General features: G+C 46.8%; 19 protein-coding genes and 1 pseudogene. 8 read left to right on the top strand and 12 right to left on the bottom strand.

The features are described from left to right. Positions 1-3 precede the first annotated feature (3 nt). The 4 genes from ubiE (at position 4) to QZ176_RS02205 (ending at position 3,635) form a co-directional block, all read left to right on the top strand. Positions 4-732 (top strand): bifunctional demethylmenaquinone methyltransferase/2-methoxy-6-polyprenyl-1,4-benzoquinol methylase UbiE, encoded by a 729-nt coding sequence (gene ubiE, locus QZ176_RS02220; RefSeq protein WP_295150935.1) that lies wholly within the window; start codon positions 4-6, stop codon positions 730-732. Beyond that, positions 725-1,891: an exodeoxyribonuclease VII large subunit gene (gene xseA, locus QZ176_RS02215; protein WP_295150933.1), complete on the top strand. Its 1,167-nt coding sequence runs from the start codon at positions 725-727 to the stop codon at positions 1,889-1,891. The genes ubiE and xseA overlap by 8 nt, the downstream gene beginning before the upstream one ends. Before the next feature lie 10 nt (positions 1,892-1,901). Next, positions 1,902-2,978 carry a 3-phosphoserine/phosphohydroxythreonine transaminase gene (gene serC / locus QZ176_RS02210; protein WP_295150932.1) on the top strand — a complete coding sequence of 359 codons (1,077 nt, stop codon included), beginning with the start codon at positions 1,902-1,904 and terminating at the stop codon, positions 2,976-2,978. Positions 2,979-3,395: 417 nt separating this feature from the next. After that, positions 3,396-3,635, top strand: a complete 240-nt coding sequence (locus QZ176_RS02205) for a DUF333 domain-containing protein (RefSeq protein ID WP_295150930.1) — start codon at positions 3,396-3,398, stop codon at positions 3,633-3,635. 477 nt (positions 3,636-4,112) lie between these two features. Here the strand turns inward: QZ176_RS02205 and QZ176_RS02200 are convergent, their stop codons facing one another. Next, on the bottom strand, positions 4,113-4,751 hold the full coding sequence (locus tag QZ176_RS02200) for a hypothetical protein (RefSeq protein ID WP_295150929.1): 639 nt from the start codon (positions 4,749-4,751) through the stop codon (positions 4,113-4,115). A 587-nt stretch (positions 4,752-5,338) separates the two neighbouring features. Here QZ176_RS02200 and QZ176_RS02195 point away from each other — a divergent pair. Together QZ176_RS02195 and QZ176_RS02190 are read left to right on the top strand one after the other, a co-directional pair. Further along, a complete protein-coding gene (locus tag QZ176_RS02195) occupies positions 5,339-5,908 on the top strand; it encodes a hypothetical protein (protein ID WP_295150927.1) in 570 nt (189 codons plus the stop codon). A gap of 190 nt (positions 5,909-6,098) precedes the next feature. Next, the gene (locus QZ176_RS02190; RefSeq protein ID WP_295150925.1) at positions 6,099-6,242 is read left to right on the top strand and encodes a hypothetical protein; all 144 of its coding nucleotides are present in this window, start codon (positions 6,099-6,101) and stop codon (positions 6,240-6,242) included. Positions 6,243-6,655: 413 nt separating this feature from the next. Here QZ176_RS02190 and QZ176_RS02185 read toward each other — a convergent pair whose 3' ends face one another. The 6 genes from QZ176_RS02185 to QZ176_RS02160 are packed head-to-tail and all read right to left on the bottom strand — an operon-like array spanning position 6,656 to position 11,073. After that, positions 6,656-7,159, bottom strand: coding sequence for a flavodoxin family protein (locus QZ176_RS02185; protein ID WP_295150924.1), 504 nt, complete (start codon positions 7,157-7,159; stop codon positions 6,656-6,658). Next, positions 7,156-8,370 (bottom strand): radical SAM protein, encoded by a 1,215-nt coding sequence (locus QZ176_RS02180; RefSeq protein ID WP_295150922.1) that lies wholly within the window; start codon positions 8,368-8,370, stop codon positions 7,156-7,158. Before QZ176_RS02180 ends, QZ176_RS02185 begins: the two co-directional genes overlap by 4 nt. Then, on the bottom strand, positions 8,371-9,153 hold the full coding sequence (locus tag QZ176_RS02175) for an ABC transporter substrate-binding protein (protein WP_295150920.1): 783 nt from the start codon (positions 9,151-9,153) through the stop codon (positions 8,371-8,373). It lies immediately after the preceding gene. Then, positions 9,150-9,923: an ABC transporter ATP-binding protein gene (locus tag QZ176_RS02170; protein ID WP_295150918.1), complete on the bottom strand. Its 774-nt coding sequence runs from the start codon at positions 9,921-9,923 to the stop codon at positions 9,150-9,152. The genes QZ176_RS02175 and QZ176_RS02170 overlap by 4 nt, the downstream gene beginning before the upstream one ends. Further along, positions 9,920-10,888 carry an iron ABC transporter permease gene (locus tag QZ176_RS02165; protein WP_295150916.1) on the bottom strand — a complete coding sequence of 323 codons (969 nt, stop codon included), beginning with the start codon at positions 10,886-10,888 and terminating at the stop codon, positions 9,920-9,922. Before QZ176_RS02165 ends, QZ176_RS02170 begins: the two co-directional genes overlap by 4 nt. After that, entirely contained in the window at positions 10,885-11,073 is a 189-nt protein-coding gene (locus QZ176_RS02160) for a hypothetical protein (RefSeq protein ID WP_295150914.1), read from the bottom strand. Before QZ176_RS02160 ends, QZ176_RS02165 begins: the two co-directional genes overlap by 4 nt. A 373-nt stretch (positions 11,074-11,446) precedes the next feature. Here QZ176_RS02160 and QZ176_RS02155 point away from each other — a divergent pair, with 373 nt between their 5' ends. Next, complete coding sequence (locus QZ176_RS02155) at positions 11,447-13,528, top strand: carbon starvation CstA family protein (protein WP_295150912.1); 2,082 nt, start codon at positions 11,447-11,449, stop codon at positions 13,526-13,528. Then, positions 13,515-13,730 (top strand): KCU-star family selenoprotein, encoded by a 216-nt coding sequence (gene kcuS / locus QZ176_RS02150; RefSeq protein ID WP_295150910.1) that lies wholly within the window; start codon positions 13,515-13,517, stop codon positions 13,728-13,730. Before QZ176_RS02155 ends, kcuS begins: the two co-directional genes overlap by 14 nt. Positions 13,731-13,782: 52 nt before the next feature. On the opposite strand, the gene QZ176_RS02145 is transcribed toward kcuS, so the two are convergent. The 5 genes and pseudogenes from QZ176_RS02145 to QZ176_RS02125 form a co-directional block, all read right to left on the bottom strand. Then, on the bottom strand, positions 13,783-13,950 hold the full coding sequence (locus QZ176_RS02145; protein WP_295150909.1) for a hypothetical protein: 168 nt from the start codon (positions 13,948-13,950) through the stop codon (positions 13,783-13,785). A 164-nt stretch (positions 13,951-14,114) separates the two neighbouring features. Continuing rightward, the gene (locus tag QZ176_RS02140) at positions 14,115-14,900 is read right to left on the bottom strand and encodes a hypothetical protein (protein ID WP_295150908.1); all 786 of its coding nucleotides are present in this window, start codon (positions 14,898-14,900) and stop codon (positions 14,115-14,117) included. A gap of 80 nt (positions 14,901-14,980) precedes the next feature. Beyond that, complete coding sequence (locus QZ176_RS02135) at positions 14,981-15,406, bottom strand: hypothetical protein (protein WP_295150906.1); 426 nt, start codon at positions 15,404-15,406, stop codon at positions 14,981-14,983. Positions 15,407-16,429: 1,023 nt separating this feature from the next. After that, the gene (locus QZ176_RS02130; RefSeq protein WP_295150905.1) at positions 16,430-17,491 is read right to left on the bottom strand and encodes a DGQHR domain-containing protein; all 1,062 of its coding nucleotides are present in this window, start codon (positions 17,489-17,491) and stop codon (positions 16,430-16,432) included. 11 nt (positions 17,492-17,502) lie between these two features. After that, positions 17,503-18,506 (bottom strand): annotated as a pseudogene (locus QZ176_RS02125) (hypothetical protein); the annotation flags it as partial.

Below are 18,506 nucleotides of genomic sequence, written 5' to 3'. Positions count from 1 at the left end.
CCCGTGCAAAAACAGGAAAAAATCATAAAGATGTTCGATCAGATCGCGCCTACCTACGATCTGGCAAACCGCGCCATCAGCTTTGGCGTGGACGTTTCGTGGCGCAAAAAAGCGGTCGAGCTAACGCTTGAAAAGCTTAAAGGAGAGCTCGTGAGTATCGCCGACGTCGCGTGCGGCACGGGCGATATGATAAGCTCGTGGCGCGACGGCGCGACGCAGTACGGCGTGCAGATCGAGCGGATCGTGGGGATCGATCCGAGCGAAGGGATGCTCGAAGTAGCGAGGCAAAAATTTCCCGGCTGCGAGTTTATCAAAGCAACCGCGGGCGCCACGACGCTAGATGATGCAAGCGTGGAGATTTTAAGCATCAGCTACGGCATAAGAAACGTCGTGGAGCTGGACGCGGCGCTTGCGGAATTTAATCGCGTCATAAAACCGGGCGGCTCGCTCGTGGTTTTGGAATTTACCAAAGCCGCAAGCGGCGGGCTCGCGTTTAAAATCAGAGATTTTTACGTGAGCAAAATTTTACCCAAAATCGGCGCCTTTATCTCGAAAAACAAAGAAGCTTACGAGTATCTGCCAAGCTCCATCGGTAGCTTCCTAGACGCCGCGAGCTTTAGCGAAAAGCTTAAAAACGCAGGCTTTGAGCTGCGCGTGCAAAAGGGCTTCAGCTTCGACGTCAGCACGCTTTTCATAGCGGAGAAAATCGCGCGGAAGAGCGACGATGCTTAGCGTAAGCGAGCTAAACGCCCAAGCCAAGACGCTTTTGGAGACGAGCTTTAGCTTCGTCGAAGTCGAGGGCGAGATATCTAAGTTTAGAATTCAAAGCACGAGCGGGCACTGGTATTTCACGATCAAAGACGCGAGCGCGGCGATTGATTGCGCGATGTTTAAATTTAACGCCGCGCGGATAAATTTTATCCCAGCCGTCGGCGATAAACTCATCGTAAGCGGTAAGGTCTCGCTCTACGCCCCCACGGGCGCATATCAGATCCAGGTCTCAAATATCCGCAAAAGCGGCGAGGGCGAACTGGAGGCCGCGTTTGCCGCGCTAAAAGAAAGGCTTAGCAAAGAGGGGCTCTTTGATGCCGCGCACAAAAAACAGCTTCCGAAATTTGCCCAAAGCATCGCGATCATCACGAGCGCGGGCTCAGCGGCACAGGCAGATATGCTTCGCACGGCGCAGGACCGCTTCGCGCTTTGTAAAATTGATCTGTATAACGCACTAGTGCAAGGCGAGGGCGCGCCTGCTTCGATCATAAGCGCATTGCGCGTAGCCGACGAGAAGGGCTACGATGCGATCGTCATCGCTCGCGGCGGCGGCTCGCGCGAGGATCTGTGGTGCTTCAACGACGAGGCCTTGGCTCGCGCGATCTACGCGGCCAAAACGCCCGTCATCTCGGCGGTCGGACACGAGATCGATTTTAGCATCAGCGATTTCGTAGCCGATCACCGAAGCCTCACGCCCACCGCTGCGATGATCGATCTGCTGCCCGATATTTGCGCGATCTTTCAGAGCCTAGACGGCGTAAGCGACGCACTTGATAGGCTGATAAAAGATAAAATTTCATCCGCACAAAACGTGCTGAGCCTCGCAGCTTTACAGCTTAAATCAAAATCGGTCGAGCCAAAAATTTCAGGCTCGCTTGCAAAGCTTTTAAATTTCGAGCTTAAATTTAAAAATTTCATCGGCTCCAAGCTAAGCGCTGCAGAGCATACGCTAAGCGCCAAAGATGAGCTTTTGGCGCAAAAGGCGAAATTTTTTGAGATCACAAAGGATCTCGTTCAAATCCAAAAGGACGGCAAAACGGTGAGCTTGGGTGAGCTTGCCGCTGGCGACGAGTTTGTCCTTTGCTCGCAGCAGCTCAGCAAAAACGCGAAAATCATCTAAAGGAGGCAAAATGGATAGAGTAATAAATTTTAGCGCAGGACCTAGCACCATCCCGCTGGGCGTGCTAAAGCAGGCGCAAGAGGAGCTGCTAAACTACGCGGGGCGCGGATTTTCGATAATGGAGATCTCGCACCGCACCAAAATTTTCGAGGAAGTTTTACATAGCGCGATGGACCGCGTACGCGATCTCTACGGCTTTTCGGATGATTTTACGATTTTGTTTTTACAAGGCGGCGCAAGCCTTCAGTTCGCGCAGGTGCCGATGAACCTATACGCAGGCGGCGTCGCAGAATACGCCAACACGGGCAATTGGACGAGCAAGGCGATCAAGGAAGCGGGCGTGCTCGGTATAAACTACCGCGTGGTCGCAAGCAGCGAGGATAGCAAATTCGACCACATCCCCAAGGTTAAATTCTCTGACGGCGCCGATTACGGCTACATCTGCTCGAACAACACGATCTACGGCACGCAATATCCGCAGCTGCCGCAGTGCGGCTGCCCGCTCGTAGTCGATAGCTCGAGCGATCTGTTTTCGCGCCCCGTGGATCTTAGCAGCGTGGGGATGTTTTACGGTGGTATTCAGAAAAACGGCGGCCCCGCGGGCGTTACGATGGTGGCGATCCGCAAGGATCTGCTGGATCGCACAAACCCCAAAACGCCGATGATCCTGCGCTATAAGACGCAGGCGGATGCGGACTCGATGAGCAACACCCCGAATACTTTCGGAATTTACATGCTAAATTTAATGCTCGGCTGGATCAAGGACGAAATCGGCGGGCTCGCGGCAATGCATGAGCGCAACAAGCGCAAGGCGGCGCTACTTTACGGCGCGATCGATGCTAGCGGCGGTTTCTACCGCGGCCACGCGCAAAAGGACAGCCGCAGCCTGATGAATGTGAGCTTTAATATCGCAGACGCCGCGCTTGAGCCCGTTTTCGTCGCGCAGGCGGAGGCGGAGGGGATGATCGGGCTTAAAGGACACCGCGTTTTAGGCGGCATCCGCGCCTCGATCTACAACGCGATAAACTACGAGGACGTTGAAAAACTAGTTGCTTTTATGAGCGAGTTTGCGCGCAAAAACGGCTAGCGGCGGTTAAATTTATAGGGTTTGAGCGCGACTCATGCTTGTAAACAAGATTGTCTAGGATCCGTGCTTGCCTTGCCGCTGAGCTAGTTTTTGCCATGGCCCTCGCTTTTATAGCTGGTATTTTACGGCAGAAATAGCTTTGATGCGGCTTGGATTTCGCCGCTAGAATTTTATTGAAGACAAAATTTATGATGTTAAAATTTTGTATTGGATGAAGTTCGATTGCTTTGATTTTGCGGCGGCGAGCGGACTTGGCGCTGCTGGGATTTATAGGTAGGATTCAATATCTAAAACGCTATTATCAGTGTTCGAGGAGGGTCGGCGGTTTATTTATTTAGGCGCAGGCCGCTTAGCGTATCTGGCGCCTAAATTTAAGCTTAACCCTAAAAACGGGCAAAATTAAACGAAAGGATTTAAATGAGTTTTAAGAGATTTTTTGCAGTGGCGCTTGTGGTGGGTGCTTTCGCTTCGGTGAGCGCAGAGGCTAGCGCTGCGGGGGATTTTTGTATCAAAAACGGCGGCGAGCTGATCGTCCGCAAAGACGGCAACGGCGTGGACTACACCGTTTGTAAGCTGCCCGACGGCACTATGATCGACGCTGAAGAATTTTATAAAACAGGCGGCGATTTGAGCAAATTTAAGAGCGTAAATCGATAGAATTTTATTGCTTGCGAGATTTGCGGCAGCGAAATTCCATAAAATTCTGCGTCAAAATTCCTATTTAAAATTTAGATGAATTCTAACTAGCAAGCGTTAGTGCAAGTAAATTATTTGGGTACTTCATACAAAGTGAGGGCAGCAGAGTAATGGAAAAAATTCAATTATCCAAACATCAACGATGTGCGGAGATTTTGCTTCAGTAAGGCGCTGAAAGCGGCGCAGCTACGCAAAGCAGAAACATTTTTATGCGATTTGACGCGACATAGGCAACCTGCTAGATACTCGGTTAAGACGCAGGTTTTTTGGGATATGCGATAAGCGTTTGTGCCCATACTTGGTGAGCTTAAATTTTAGCCATTTGTAGGTGTAGCTCACTTTATTGTTTAAAAAGCTAAAATTTTAACTGCTTACGAGCGTTCATTCGCTTCCTTGCTTGCGTAAATTTAGCGAGTGAAAACCACGACCTCGCCACACTCAAACGTGATCTGCCGTCCCGCTAGATATAGCTCGAAGTAGGGCTTCAAAAAGTCCTCCTGTGGCCTTTGCGCGTAGTTTGGATACTGCAAGTACGCAGGTAGCAGAATAGTACGCCTCGCCGAGCACCCATAGCTTCGCATCGAGCTTAGGCGAATCTATCATCCACTCCGTGATCGCCTCATAGACGGCGTTCGCAAGCGCGTCTTTACTATGCGCGAAATCAAAACCTTCCTGCACGCGAGCGGATTTTATTTGTTCAAGCATCTTTGAAAGCTCGCTCTTACCTAGAAATTCTGCGAAAATTTTTAAATTTCGAACGTGCGCTAAAGCTAAGCTTTTAAGCGCTTTGTCATCAAATTTCGGATCCTGCGGCGGGCAAAAATACCCGGGCGCCACGCCTTGATCGAACGCTTCCCGCGTCTGCTGCTCCGTGGCTGCGTAGATCGGCATTATGCGCGCTTGCAGCTCAGCGCCGTCTTGCAGCGGCGCGAACACCGCCCGCGCGCCGGCACCGTCAGGCATGAAGCACTGAAAAAGCCCGTAAAGTTTATCCTGTAGATCGATCTCTTCGCAATCTAAATCAAGATCTAGCCCCGCAGCCTCGTTAATGTGACTAGCGTACTCGAAATTCGTCATTTTCGCCCCTTTAAATTTGACCATCAAAGCGTTTGGGTGGAATTTTACCTAAATTTTGCGCATTTGCCGAATTAAAATTTATGTGCGATGAGACTTTTGTAGAATTTAAAATTTAGCGGTTCGGTTTTGATTCGGTACTGCGACAAAGCGGCAGGGCGATGAGCGGCGACGGGTTGTCGTGCAGGTGGTTAGCGGCGTATGGGTTGTCGCGCGGCGGCGGCGGACGTCTGATAGGCACCTACGGCACGTGACGACAGGGATAGCCGATGATCGCGACCGCAGCGCTCGCAGCCTACTTGCTCGCAGAAGCGGGTTTTTAACGCTCAGGCCGTTGTAAGGCGACGGGCGGTGTATTGGATGACGGTAGCGCTTGTAGCGTCCGTGATGAATGCCGTATTTTTCATAATTCCTCCTTCGGTAGGAATTTTATTAATTTAGCTCGCCCTTTTACCGCTTGCATTAGTAGTGTCCTTCCATCTACTGGCTGTATCGTCGAAGAGGCGCAAACGCAGCATGCAATGTAATTTTACAGATCTTTTTATTTTGGCTAATTTTAGCTAAAATAAGCGAAATTTTAAAGGAAAGATATGCTGATTTCTTACTCGCTGCAAGATAACCGAAAATTCGCTAAAATGAGAATTAGAATTTCGCGCAGAATTTATAAAGGGAGCAAGTTCATCCGCGCCGTCTGCGCGACAGATTTGCTTTTCGCTTTTGCGTTTTCGGCTTGCCTTTTTATTTTTGAGGACGATTGGATAGAGTTTGTACGCAAGTACTATGGTGATAAGTCCTGGATAAAGAGCTTGGGAGCGATCTTGCCTACTGCTTGCGCAGTTTTTTATATTTACGCTATTTGCGTTAGATCGTGGCTACTAAATTCCGCGATATATGATAAGAATAAAAATGCCACTTTCGGCGATTTTAGCATTGAAATTTCAGACGATTTAAAGGGGCAGTTTATATTCGCAAGCGAGCGAGATACGCTCATTTACGATGCGGAATTTTGTGAGGTGGTAATGGAGCGCGATTTTTTGGTAATTTTGCTAGAAGGAAGTCTTTTTATCGCCGTACCAAACGAAGCGTTTAAAGAAATAAGCAAGGAGGAATTTGCTGCGAAATTAAACAAAACAATAAGTGAGGCAAAAAGCGAAATTTAAAAAGCTATGGGCAGATAGAACGGATATGATTGCAATCACAATGGAATCTTAGCCATAATGAAATTTATCCGTTGCTTGCAAATCTTTTGCTATTTTTGTCTTAAAAATTTTTGCTAAAGAATTTTATTTATGCTTACGAGCGCATAGTAAAAGTACCGCACTAAAATTTATTAAGCTCGGTGATGTCCTCTTGAGAGTACGCCTAAAATATTTTTATGCTCACGCTCCGCATCGCTGCGGCGGGGCGATGAGCGGCGACGGGTTGTCGTGCGGGCGGTTAGTAGCGGCGGATGGGTATCGCGCGGCACCCGACAGCGACACCTACGGCGCGTGACGACAGGGGTAGCCGATAATCGCGACCGCAACTCTAGCAGGCCACTTGCTTGCAGAAGCGAGTTTTTCGCGCTCAGGTCGTTGCAAAATGGCGGGCGGTGTATTGGATGACGGCAGCACTCGCAGCACTCGCAGTCGCTTACAAAATGGGCTTTTCGCCGCTCAGAGCGCGCATTAGTGGCGCAAAGTCGGAGGCATTATTTGATATGTTGTGCGTGAGATAAAATTTATCATCTAAATTCCAAAGAAAGACCGGTGTCCGTGGCGGCGGATTTGCTTGTAGGAATGAAATTCGTCGTTCAAATTTAGCAAAGATAAAATTTTAAATCGCGTAAATCGCGAGAGGGGACGACGGATAATGATTTGATTTTTTTCGCATCGCGCAGTATTTAGGTGGCGCGACACGATTAAATTTTACTCTATCCCCGCAAATGCTGCTTTTGCGTCCGCCAGATCCTTCTCGTCGGGGTGTTTCGCAGCCTCTGCCCAGCGCGCAAGTCGCTCGGGGGTCATAGGATGAGGCGAGTTGCCGCTAGAGGCCATTTTGCGCATCGTCTCAAGCAGCTTTGGATCGATCGCGCCTTGGCAGGAGAACTCCGCTACGATCTCATTACCGTTCTCTTTGAGCCCCTTTTCGAAAGCATCTAAGCACTTGCGCGCATGCTCGCCGTCCGGCTCCGCGCCCAGAGTCATAAAAACGCCAAGCTTCTTGCCGTGAATCTTGCGTAAAAAGCGCATAAATTTCGCTTCGGCTTCGCCCTTATCGACGTAAAAGCCCAAGGCTATGAAATCGTAATCATCGACCTCACCCTCAAAGTCGCGGAAATTTAGACTCTCGCAGCCCAGTTGCTCGGCGATCGCGTCGCCCACCTTTTTCGTGTTACCCGTTTGCGAGGTGTAAAGCACGATTTTTTTCATACAAAATCCTTTCTAATAATGTTTGCTATCTCTTCGTTGATGTTGTTGCCCCAAAAAATTCCGTCCAAGCTCAAGATCGATCTTTGATCTTTTAGCTCCAAAAGCCCCCAGCTCTCCAATTCTTTGAGCTTTTGCACCGCTTCGTCGTAAATGCTCGCGCTCAGAGCCTCTTTTAGCTCGTTTAAGCTTACGATCGGGTATTGAAATAGATTGCTTAGCACGCTATATTTTGTCTCGCGCTCATCGATTCGCGAGATCATCTTGTGTCCCGACACGCCGTAAATTCCGAAGCCCGCTACGTGTCCGCCCGCGCCGTTGCCGATAGGCAGGATATCCGTGCCCTTGTGGCTTAGCTTGATGTAGCCGTAGTTATCGCGACCTTTTCGAGCAAGCTTAGTAAGCTCCAAAACCTCGAAATTCCCGCTTTGCAGCAGCGCCTCTGCAAAGGCATGGTGCAGCTTTTTATCAGTCGGCAGATCGTAGTAGGAGGTGTCGATCTTTTTGGATAGCTCCGAGCCTTCGAAAAACATCAGCGAGTAAAAGCTGGCGCTATCAAGTCCGAGCTCATTTACGTAATTAGCGTCTGCGATCGCCTCCTCTACGCTTTCGTTCGGGAAGTTGTAGATGATGTCGCAGCAGAGCATGCCGTCAAATTTTTCTCTAAGATCCTTCAGTCGCTCGATTGCGCGAGCGGGCTTGTGCACTCGGTTTAGAAGCGCGCGCCCCTGCCTACTGAAGGTCTGCACGCCGATGCTAAAGCGGTTTACGCCGAAGCTTTGCAAGGCAAGTGCCTTTTGCAGGTCTAAATTATGCAGCGTGGTCTCTACGCTGATCTCGCAGTCCTCTGCGATCTTGAAATTTTTATGCAGCGCGCCTAGAACCTTTTCGAAGTGCGTCTCGCTAAAGACGCTCGGCGTGCCGCCGCCGAAGTAGATGCTTTTGATCTTTTTAGTATCGAAGTAGGGCATCTCGCCGTAGTCTTTGATCTGGCGGACCAGAAATTTAGCGTATTCGTCCAGCTCATCGCCGAGTTTGGAGCGCATCATCGAACAAAACGAGCAGATATTATCGCAAAACGGCACATGCAGATAGATCACGCAGTCGCTGTCTTTCGCGGGCTGCTCTAGCGCATCGAACAGCTCGTTTTCGCTCGCGGAGACGCTCTCGAAAAGCTTGGAGCGATGGTGGGATTTAATGCGTTCTTTAAACATCTATTTCGTTGCCTCCGCGTAAATTTCATCCACCGTCTCGCCGATCTGCGGGCTTCCGCGCAAGATGAGCGTCGGGGCCTTTAAAATTTTGCCCGATTTTACCGCTTTGGTATTTCTAAGGATCGGATTTGCTTTTAAAAAATCCTCCGTCTCGCCGCCTACGATGACCATAATATCGGGGTTTTGATCCAAGATGTATTCGGCAGATACCGATGGCGTGCTGCCTTCAAGGCCGTCTGCGATATTTTTGGCGCCGAGGCGAGCGAAAATGTCGCCGATGAGGGTTTTGTCATTGAAAGCCATCGTAGCGTTCGCGCCGAAAAACATAGCCACTTTTTTGCCGCGAAGCGCCGTTTTATTTTCAAAGACGCCGTCCATCTGCGCGCAAATTTTATCCGCCTCGCTCTCTTTTTTTACGATGGCCGCAACCTTCTTTACGTTTTGGCAGATATCTGCGGTGGAGTTTGCATCCATCGCAAGGCTCTTAAGTCCTAGCTTTTGTAGATTTTCGCTAACGCCCGCGGAGTGGAAGCTCGTAATAACCAGATCGGGTTTAAGCTCGACGATCTTTTCGAGGTTGGGCTTTACGTAGGTGCCTACGCTAGGTAGTTTCGCGGTTTCTGCCTGCGGGCGGATCTTGCTCATCGAAGTGGTGGCGATCGCAGCGATCTGATCCTGCGCGCCTAAAGCGTAGATGATCTCGACCGCGGCGGGGTCAAGTACGACTAGACCTTTGGCGAATACAAAGCTCGCCGCAGTCAAAGCTATAAGAATTTTTTTCATAATTTCTCCTTTTGCGGTAAGATAAATTTGGTTCCTAAATTTTCGACTATCAGGGCGTCAAAGCCGTAAATTTCTTTTATGATCTGCGGCGTAAAAAGCTCGCTCGCACCGCCGCGATACCTCACCGCACCGTCTCTTAGCATAAAAATTTCATCGCAAAACAGTGAGGCTAAATTTAGATCGTGCAGCACGATGACGCTCGTTAAATTTAAAGAGCGCGTCAGGTTTTCGCAGATCCTCATCGCCTCGATAGCGTAGTTCATATCTAGCGCGCCCGTGGGCTCATCGAGCAGTAAAATTTCAGGCTCGCTGACGAGCGCTCTAGCAAGCAGCACGCGTCCGAACTCCCCGCCGCTTAGCTCAAATGCGCTACGCTCTAGGAATTTTTTCACATCCAAAAGCTCTGCCATTTGCTCCACTTTAGCGTGATCGCTCGCATCGTAGCCGCTAAAGGCGCTTTTTAATCGGCAAAATCTGCCCGCAAGCAAAATTTCTTTCACGCTAAGCGGCGCGGCGAGAGCTGTTTTTTGCGGTACGAAGCCGATGAGCGCGGCAAGCTCTTTTAGGCCGTATTCGCTCGCCCTTTTGCCGTTTATTTCGATGATCCCGCTTGCAGGCTTTAAAATTTGCAATATATTTTTTAGCAAAGTGCTCTTGCCGCAGCCGTTAGGGCCCAAAATCCCGTAAAATTTACCCCGTTCTAAATTCAGACATACGTCTTGCAGGATCGCCCGCTTGCCGTAGCTGAAGTTTAGCCCGCTTACTTTCATGCGTGCTTCCTAAACGCAAGGTATAGGAAAAACGGCGCGCCGAAAAACGAAGTCACCACGCCGATCGGAATTTCTACCGGCGAGAGGGCGTTTTTAGCGATTACGTCGCAAAAAACCAAAAAAACTCCGCCGGTAAGCGCGCTAGCGGGGATCAGCACGGCGTTGCTCGCCGTATGAAGCGCCATGCGAAGCGTGTGCGGAATGATGAGCCCCACGAAGCCTATCATCCCCGTAAACGCGACTGAAAAGCCGATGATGAGCGAGGAGACGATGAGTAGGCTCTTTTTGGACTTCTCGACGTTGAGTCCGAGCGACTTTGCCTCCTCGTCGCCGTTTAAGATGATATTTAGCTCGTGGCGCTTCGCGTAAAAATATGCCATGCAAAACAGAAGTGGCGGCAGCAAAAGCGCGATCTTTTGCCAGTTTGCGCCGCCTAGATAGCCCATCATCCACGCCGTAATCCTAAAGCTATCCTCCCCGATTAGATAGACCGCGAAGGAGGTAAATGCGCCTAAAAACGACGACACGGCGATACCTACGATCAGTAGCGTCGAGATCGAGCGGGTGTGGGCGGCGAGCTTAAAGATCACGATCGACAGCGCGCTTGCGCTTAAAAACGCAAAAATTCCGTAAAAAACGTCGCTAAGCCCCAGTAGATAGGCTATAACCGCGCCAAAAGTCGCTGCCGAGGCGATGCCGATGATGTAAGGGTCTGCGAGCGGGTTTAAAAACACGCTTTGCACCACCACGCCCGAGCTCGCTAATAGCGCGCCCACTAAGATACCCATTACTAGGCGCGGCAGGCGCATTTGTAGCAATATGAGCTGCTTGGTCTCGTCTATCTCGCCGAAGGTGAAAAATTTCACTACGTCGCCTAGCGAAATGCTTGCCCCGCCGCTACTAACGGCTACTAAAGCAAGCAATATGAAAGCTGCGATTAGAAAGAGATAAAATTTAAAGCTCATAGCCCACCAGGCGAATTATACGCGCAGATTTCGTCGCGGCGGATATTTTTAAAATTTAAGCGGCGTCGGGAATTTATGCGCGCGGAATTTATGAAATTTTCACGACTGGCGCCATCATTTTTGAAGCTTGCATAGCTTTTGATATGAGCGCGCAAAAGTACGTAGCCGCGCACCTGATCCGGCATAAATTTCCTCCTAAAAGTATTCGCGATTTTTATTAAGAAATTAAAATCGTTATCATGGGATTTTATCGCTTGATTTCTTAAACCGCGATAAATTCCATAACGGCTAAAAGCTGCGGAGTTAAATTTAGGGCGATTAAATGTTAAAATTTCGCGCGCCGCCAAGTCGTCTATTTAAATTTGAAATTCAAAATTTAGACGCTAAATTTAAACGCCAAAAGAGCTCTTTTTAATTTCGCGATTCAGCTTTAAATTATAAAAACGCCGATAAAATACGCACTAAATTTTATTTAACGAGCCCAGCTTTAAAGGCGCAAGCCGTTTTATTAAACGTCAAACTGCGCCAAAGCCGCTCGCTAAGCTTTAAGGAGTGAGCATGAAATTTTGGCAAAAGATCCTTTGGGCGGCGGTCGCCGTCATAGGGGCGTGGTGTTTCGGCGTACTTGCGCTAAATAAGGGCGAGAGCATCAGCGCCGTTTGGCTCGTAGTAGCTAGCGCGTGCATCTATCTGATCGGATACACCTTCTACGGGCGCTTTATCGCGTATCGCGTATTCGAGCTGAACGATCGCCGCGCAACTCCTGCGGTGATCCGAAACGACGGACGCGATTACGTCCCTACGAACAAATACGTTCTTTTCGGCCACCATTTCGCCGCTATCGCAGGCGCCGGACCGCTCGTAGGTCCCGTAGTGGCCGCACAGATGGGCTATCTGCCCGGCACTATTTGGCTTTTGGTAGGCGTCGTGCTCGCAGGCGCGGTGCATGATTTCATCGTGCTCGTGCTCTCCACGCGACGCGGCGGCAAGAGCCTCGGCGAGATGATAAAAGACGAGATGGGCAAGCTCACGGGCGGCATCGCGATGATCGGGATTTTTTTCATCATGCTGATCATCGTGGCGATTTTGGCGATGGTCGTCGTAAAGGCGCTTGCAAACTCGCCGTGGGGGCTTTTTACGATCGCGATGACGATACCGATCGCCATATTTATGGGAGTTTACATGAGGTTTTTGCGCCCGGGCAAGGTCAGCGAGGCATCGATCATCGGCTTTATTTTGCTGATGCTTGCGCTTTGGGGTGGGCATTACGTCTCGATCGATCCGTACTGGCACGACGTTTTTTCGCTAAAGGGCGAGACGCTCGCGCTTCTTACTATCGGCTACGGCTTTATCGCGGCGATTTTGCCCGTGTGGCTGCTGCTTGCGCCGCGCGATTATCTAAGCACCTTCCTTAAACTCGGCGTCATCATCAGCATGGCGGTCGCGATAATCTTTGTCGCGCCCGAGCTTAAAATGCCCGCTACGACGAAATTTATCGACGGCACGGGTCCCGTTTTTGCAGGCCCGATATTTCCGTTTTTGTTTATCACGATCGCATGCGGCGCAATTTCGGGCTTTCATGCGTTGATCTCCAGCGGCACGACGCCGAAGATGCTCGAGCGCGAAACCCACGCTCTTTTCATCGGCTACGGCTCGATGCTTATGGAGAGCCTCGTGGGCGTAATGGCGCTCGTAGCGGCGTGCATCCTAAGCCCGGGCGAATATTTCGCTATCAACTCGCCCGCCGCGGTACTGGGCAAAGACGCGGTAAGCGCCGCGGCGTATATAAACTCTATCGGATTTAGCATTACGCCCGAGCAGATCGGCGCCTTGGCTTCAAACGTCGGCGAAACCACGATGATGAGCCGTACGGGCGGCGCTCCTACCTTTGCGATGGGGCTAACGATGCTGCTGCATCAGATCATCGGCGGCAAGGAGCTGATGGCGTTTTGGTACCATTTCGCGATTCTGTTTGAAGCGCTGTTTATTCTAACCGCGGTCGATGCGGGCACGCGCACCGGGCGCTTTATGGTGCAAGAAATTTTAGGCAACGTCTATAAGCCATTCTCCGATACCAAAAATTCCCTCTACGGCATCATCGCGACGGTGATCTGCGTGGCGGGCTGGGGCTATCTGCTCTACAGCGGCGTTACCGATCCTATGGGCGGGATTTACACGCTGTGGCCGCTTTTCGGCGCGTCCAATCAGATGCTTGCGGGCATCGCGTTGCTGCTTGCGACGGTGGTACTTTTTAAAATGGGCAAGCAAAAATACGCCTTCGTCACGATCGCTCCTGCGATCTGGGTGCTTATAACCACGCTTTATGCGGCGATCTTGAAGCTGATGCCGGCTAACGGCGAGCGCGTGCACGACGCTGTAAGCCACGTGGCTATCGCGCAAAACACTGCCGCCAAGCTCGCTAGTCTAAGCGATCCTGCGGCGATCGAAAAGGCGCAGGCTATCATCAGAAATAACGTCATCGACGCCGTGCTATGTGCTCTTTTTGTCGTCGTTACGATCGTAGTCATCGCCCAAACGATAAGGATGTGCCTTAAAATTTCAAAGGGCGGCGCGAACGAGGGGTATTTCAAACTGGCAGAAAGCGAGCACATAGATAGGGGCGTTTATGAAAAAGTTTAAATTTAATCCGCTCGCAGCCCCGAAGGCAGTGGCGAGGTTTTTGGCGCGCGCGGATGCCGCACTTGCGCCGCTCATCGGGCTCGGCGATTACGAGGGCTATCTGCGCCATTTCAGAAGCGCTCATCCTGACGAAGTCCCGCTAAGCAGGGCAGAATTTTTCCGCGCGATGCAAGATAGCAAGGCAAAAAACGTCAAGTGCTGATAGCGGCGAAAGGGCGCGGTCGCGCCGTACAAATCGTCGTTGATCTGAAATTTTAAATTTGATAGGGCGCGGGCGCGCGAGTCATGAAATTTAGCCTGCTGCTAGGGATAAATTTCGCGCATGCCTCTTTAAGATTGCCTTTAAATTTGCTCGCACTTAGGGCGTTAAGATTTGTCCTTGTCATTGCGCCGTATTTATCGCTAGTCGCGACTTTTTGCAACGATCTCGCCTGCATGTCGTAGAATTTTTAAACGGGTATTTCCGCGTCTTGGTAGAATTCTATATAAAATTTTGCAAAATTTTTAGCAAACTTGCTTTAATTAAAGGTGTGAAATCACAGCTGCAAATTTTAAATCAGGAATATGGGCGTGCTTAGACCATGGCTTAGATCTCATAGCAGGTTAAAATTTGCTCCGCGCCCTCGTCGTAGGCGTTATCTACCAGTACCTGGCATGTGCGGGTATGCGGCTGAGTATGATCCTCTTTTTTGACGCCGCTTTCGGGCGCTAAATTTTGATCAGCAAATGCGCACTTTTGCTCCGCTTTGTATTTTGCACTCGCAGCCCGGCAAGAAGCAGCCGTAACGACGCCTAAAATTCTCGCACCCTTTTGTTTAAATTTATGCGCTAGCACCGGCTTTGCCGCGAGGTATTGGACCTGCTCGCCGAGTTTAAATTTAAAGGGCTCGTCGCACTCAAATTTATTCATCGCTTCGCATCTGGATTTGCTCGTCTCGTTCCGTGTAAATTTATCCGAGCCGCTGCAATTAAATTCGTCCGCTTCGTCACATCTAAATTCCTCGGTTTTATCGTGCGCAAATTTGCCCGAGCCGTCGTGCTCGCCGCTCTCGAGGTCGCCTGTTTTGCCGTGCTCGAAGCCGCCCGCCTCGCTACGCAGATCAAGAACCCTCAGCTCATTTGGCTCGTTTATAAAGTATCCGCGCCAGCCGTCTGATCCGCCCGCCGCAAGCTCGAATTTATCGAAATCAAAGTCCAGCTTCGCGTGGAATTTAACGTTAAAATTTGCGTCCGTAAAAACAAGCTCGTTAGCACCCTCTATTTCGCCGTTTTCGCCAGCCTCGCCCGCGCGAATGCAATATCCGCCTTTTACGCGCTGCGCCTGCGTCATAGGGTAAGTTTTGGCGATGATTTTAAGCTCGCAACCGCTCAAATTTAAGCCGTAAATTTGACCCGAGCGCGTAAAAATCAAGAAATTGAGCTCATCCTGCTTAAAAATCGCCGCACAGCCCTTTAATCGCTTTCGCGTGCCCGTCTGCGCTTTAAAATCGTAAATAAAAGCGTGTCGTCGGTTGCCGTAATAGCCTTTTTATCGCCACCCTTGCTACTTAGCGCGATAAAATTGCCGTATTTTAGCACGCCCTTTTTGTGCTTTGAGATGAGCGCGAGATCCGCGGCGTTAAATTTATAAATCGTGTCTATAAAGCCCAAAACTACGAGCGTGTGGCCGTCATCGTCAAAGGTCGCGGCGCGGGTAAAATCGCGGAAAGGCGCGCCGGCTAGCTGCTCGCCGCTTTCGAGCGAGAATTTTCTAAGCTTCATCTGCTTTTGCTCGTCGTTATCGCCTACGTAAAATGCGCTGTCACTGCCCTTTATCAGGATATTTTCGCCGATATTGCGAAGTCTGTTTTGAAGCCTGCTTTGCCATAAAATTTTCATCCGTCGCTCCTTTTGTCTGCGCGTAAAGAACACAGCGCGATTTATCGCCCTTAATTTGCGCTAGCCGTTTTATCGGCGCGCATGCTAATACTTGAATTATTGCTTTTAAATTTACGCTATTTGCGCGGCGCTCGGTACCCATTTAATCAGCATTTGAGCCGTGCTTTGCGGGCAAATTTATCCGCACGAATTTCGATCGTTTACGCGGTTTATTCTCTTTAATTAATTCACGGTCGCGTGCTGATAAGTGGTTGAATTTCTATGTCGCACAGATTTTGTGGGCAGCATATTTTAAATTTAAAGCAATTGCACTATATTTATCTGACGTCTCTTACCGATACTTTTGTTCCGCGCTAATCAGATCTTACACTTGGCATCGTTAAAGGCAAACACGTCAACGTGAGTGTTTCCGCAATCAAAAATCTCTTGCTAACGACGCTTTTTGCGATCACTTTTGTGTCGGCGTTTAGATTGTAAATTTTACTCATTTTCTTCCTTTCGTAAATTTACGCGTCATTGTAGCTAAAGTTTTCGGACGATTTATTGATAAAGATTATCTATTTTTGTCAAATTTGAGTCGGTTTTAAATAAAATTTAGGTGTAAAAAACGCCTAAATTTTACTCTCGCTGGATATATCCATTGAAGTCATTTTATGCAAATGACATAAAATATATTTTATTATCAAATTTAACCTTATTATCCGTTTTGTTTCTGTTTATCTGATCTTTTTTAAGCATATTGCAAGCACGGATATTTTACTTTAACTTTCCAATAACCTGTTTTGTTTAAGTTATATTGCCTATATAACTAAATATGCCTTTAACATTATAATTTAACTCTTAGAAAAGCCCAACCCAAAACGCTCATACTTACAATATTATTCTTATTAAGTTTAGCTAAGGCTACCAAGACATTCTAATAGTATTTTAAACCCTTACATGCATATTCCTATTTCCCATAACTTTCTAGAGCTCAATATGATTAACCCATTAGCAAGTTTTTTTACTAATAGAACTTTTTTATTATCGATGAGTTGAATCTAAAAGAATGTTAGCGATCATATTAAATCCAGTTTCAGAAGAATATTTAGAAAATTCATTTCCTCTAAGCCATTTACTCTCATCTATGTTAATATCAAAAACCCATTTATATAGTGATTCTTTAAATTCATTGATACCATCAAATTTTTTGCCTACTTCTTTTAACTTAAGAATTAAAAATTTATTCAATGAAGAAACACCAATACTCCCCTGAATTACCGATCCTGTCTCGGAATCCCTAAAAAGACCAGGCCACCTATTAATAACCAATTCGCTAAAGTATAAATAAAAATCTTTTAATATATCTAGAATACTGTTCAAATCTTGCTCGTTTTCCCAATCTAAACTAATAACATTATAATTTGATAATTCACGTATTAGAACCCTTAAACTCCTAACAAAAGAATTTAAGCTAATTGTTTCATAGGAATACTTTGACGGATTTCCTTCCAACATTATCCTACCATGCCAATTACTTTCTAAATTTTCATTTAAAAATATAGTTAATTCAACTGCTAAATACTCTTGCTTTGTCAATGATGATGCATTGTCCGAGTCTTTCTTAAATCTGCTTATTTTGCCTTTTAGAATATAAGCAAGAGACGTGTCTACTTTTCTAGAAGTCTTGTTTATAGTTATAAATGTATCGACTTCTAAAGCTTCTGATGGCTCTTCTAGCACGATGACCGATAGTTCAAATTCCTTGATTTTTTGATATTGTTCCTTATCTTTCTTATATAAATAATTAAAAGCTTCAATCCTGTGTTGTCCATCAACAATAAACAATTTCGTATTTTCACTAAACTCTTGATTAGAAGCACATATTATTGATGTAGGTAAAAAGAATTTGTTTTTTTGCTTATTCTCAAATGACTCAATAATATATTTTGCTATTCCTTTCACATGATTTTCATTTACCTGTCTTTGATATCCTTCGAAAGTTACTTTATTAAAAGTTCTTACCTCAGTATTCTTGATTAACCATTCAACTGTTTTTTTTGTTTGAATAATCTTGCATTCACTTGACTGTTTAATATATTCCATAAAATTTACTCCTATTCTTTGCCAACAGAATTATTAATTTCTTCAACTTTTTCTTCTAATAAAATACATGCGAAAGGTACCAACATATCCCTCTCTTTATTTTCTTCTTCATTACTAAGTTCATCATTAAAATCATCTCCATATTCTTCATCAGATAAACTATCATTTTCGATTTTTGAAAATATTTCATTTAATAAGAAACTTATAAATTGATCTGATTTATCAAAATCATAAATATTCTTAGCTATTTCACAAACCTTTTCTAGTTTATAAACATCTATATTTTTCTTTATAGTGTCCGTACTCTCATGTAGATCTTTTTTTATATCTTTGGGTTTAAAATTAATCTCATCTTTAAGAAGATAGTGACCTATATACTTGTCAAGATCGTCTATAAAACCACTTACACGCTCAGTTAACATGAAAAAATTATCATAATGTTGAGCCAATTTTTCATCATCTTTTTTTTTGCTAGTAATAATATAAAAAAGCTCCTTCTTTGTTTTTTGTTCATCTCCCCTTGATTCAAAAATTTTAATTAGTTGTTCATCTGTTCCTTCTATAATTTTCCATAAACTTTCAATTAATTGCTTTTTAAAAGCTAATCTTGAATCATACTCTCTAGCTTTATAAATAATTTTGTGTTCGACCTCTCCCCACACATCATGCAAAAGAGATTTTACTTGTATCTCAAAATTAAAATCTAATTTCTCTTTTGAACAATGCATCTTAAAAATCGGATGACCGTTCTTTTGTGGATCTTGATCAATATCTACTTGAAAGCTTTTGTCAATCAAATATGACTCCAATTCTTTAAAAATTACTTTTTCATCTTCTTTAAAATAACAATTTATTCTAAAACCTATTAAATCTCTAATTTTACTCTTCAACAAATTGAGAGCTTCGCTCGGGCTTGAATTTACAATTTCTTCACTAAAATAATTTTTCCTTTTTAATTTTTCAGAAAGACTGTCGCTTGTTTTAATTCTTGAGACTACTTTTTCTTTAATTTTTT

The sequence above is a fragment of the uncultured Campylobacter sp. genome, assembly GCF_905373215.1.
Classification (GTDB): domain Bacteria; phylum Campylobacterota; class Campylobacteria; order Campylobacterales; family Campylobacteraceae; genus Campylobacter_B.
The sequence above is the reverse complement of the archived record's forward strand: the minus strand, read 5'-3'. Positions and strand labels throughout refer to the sequence as shown.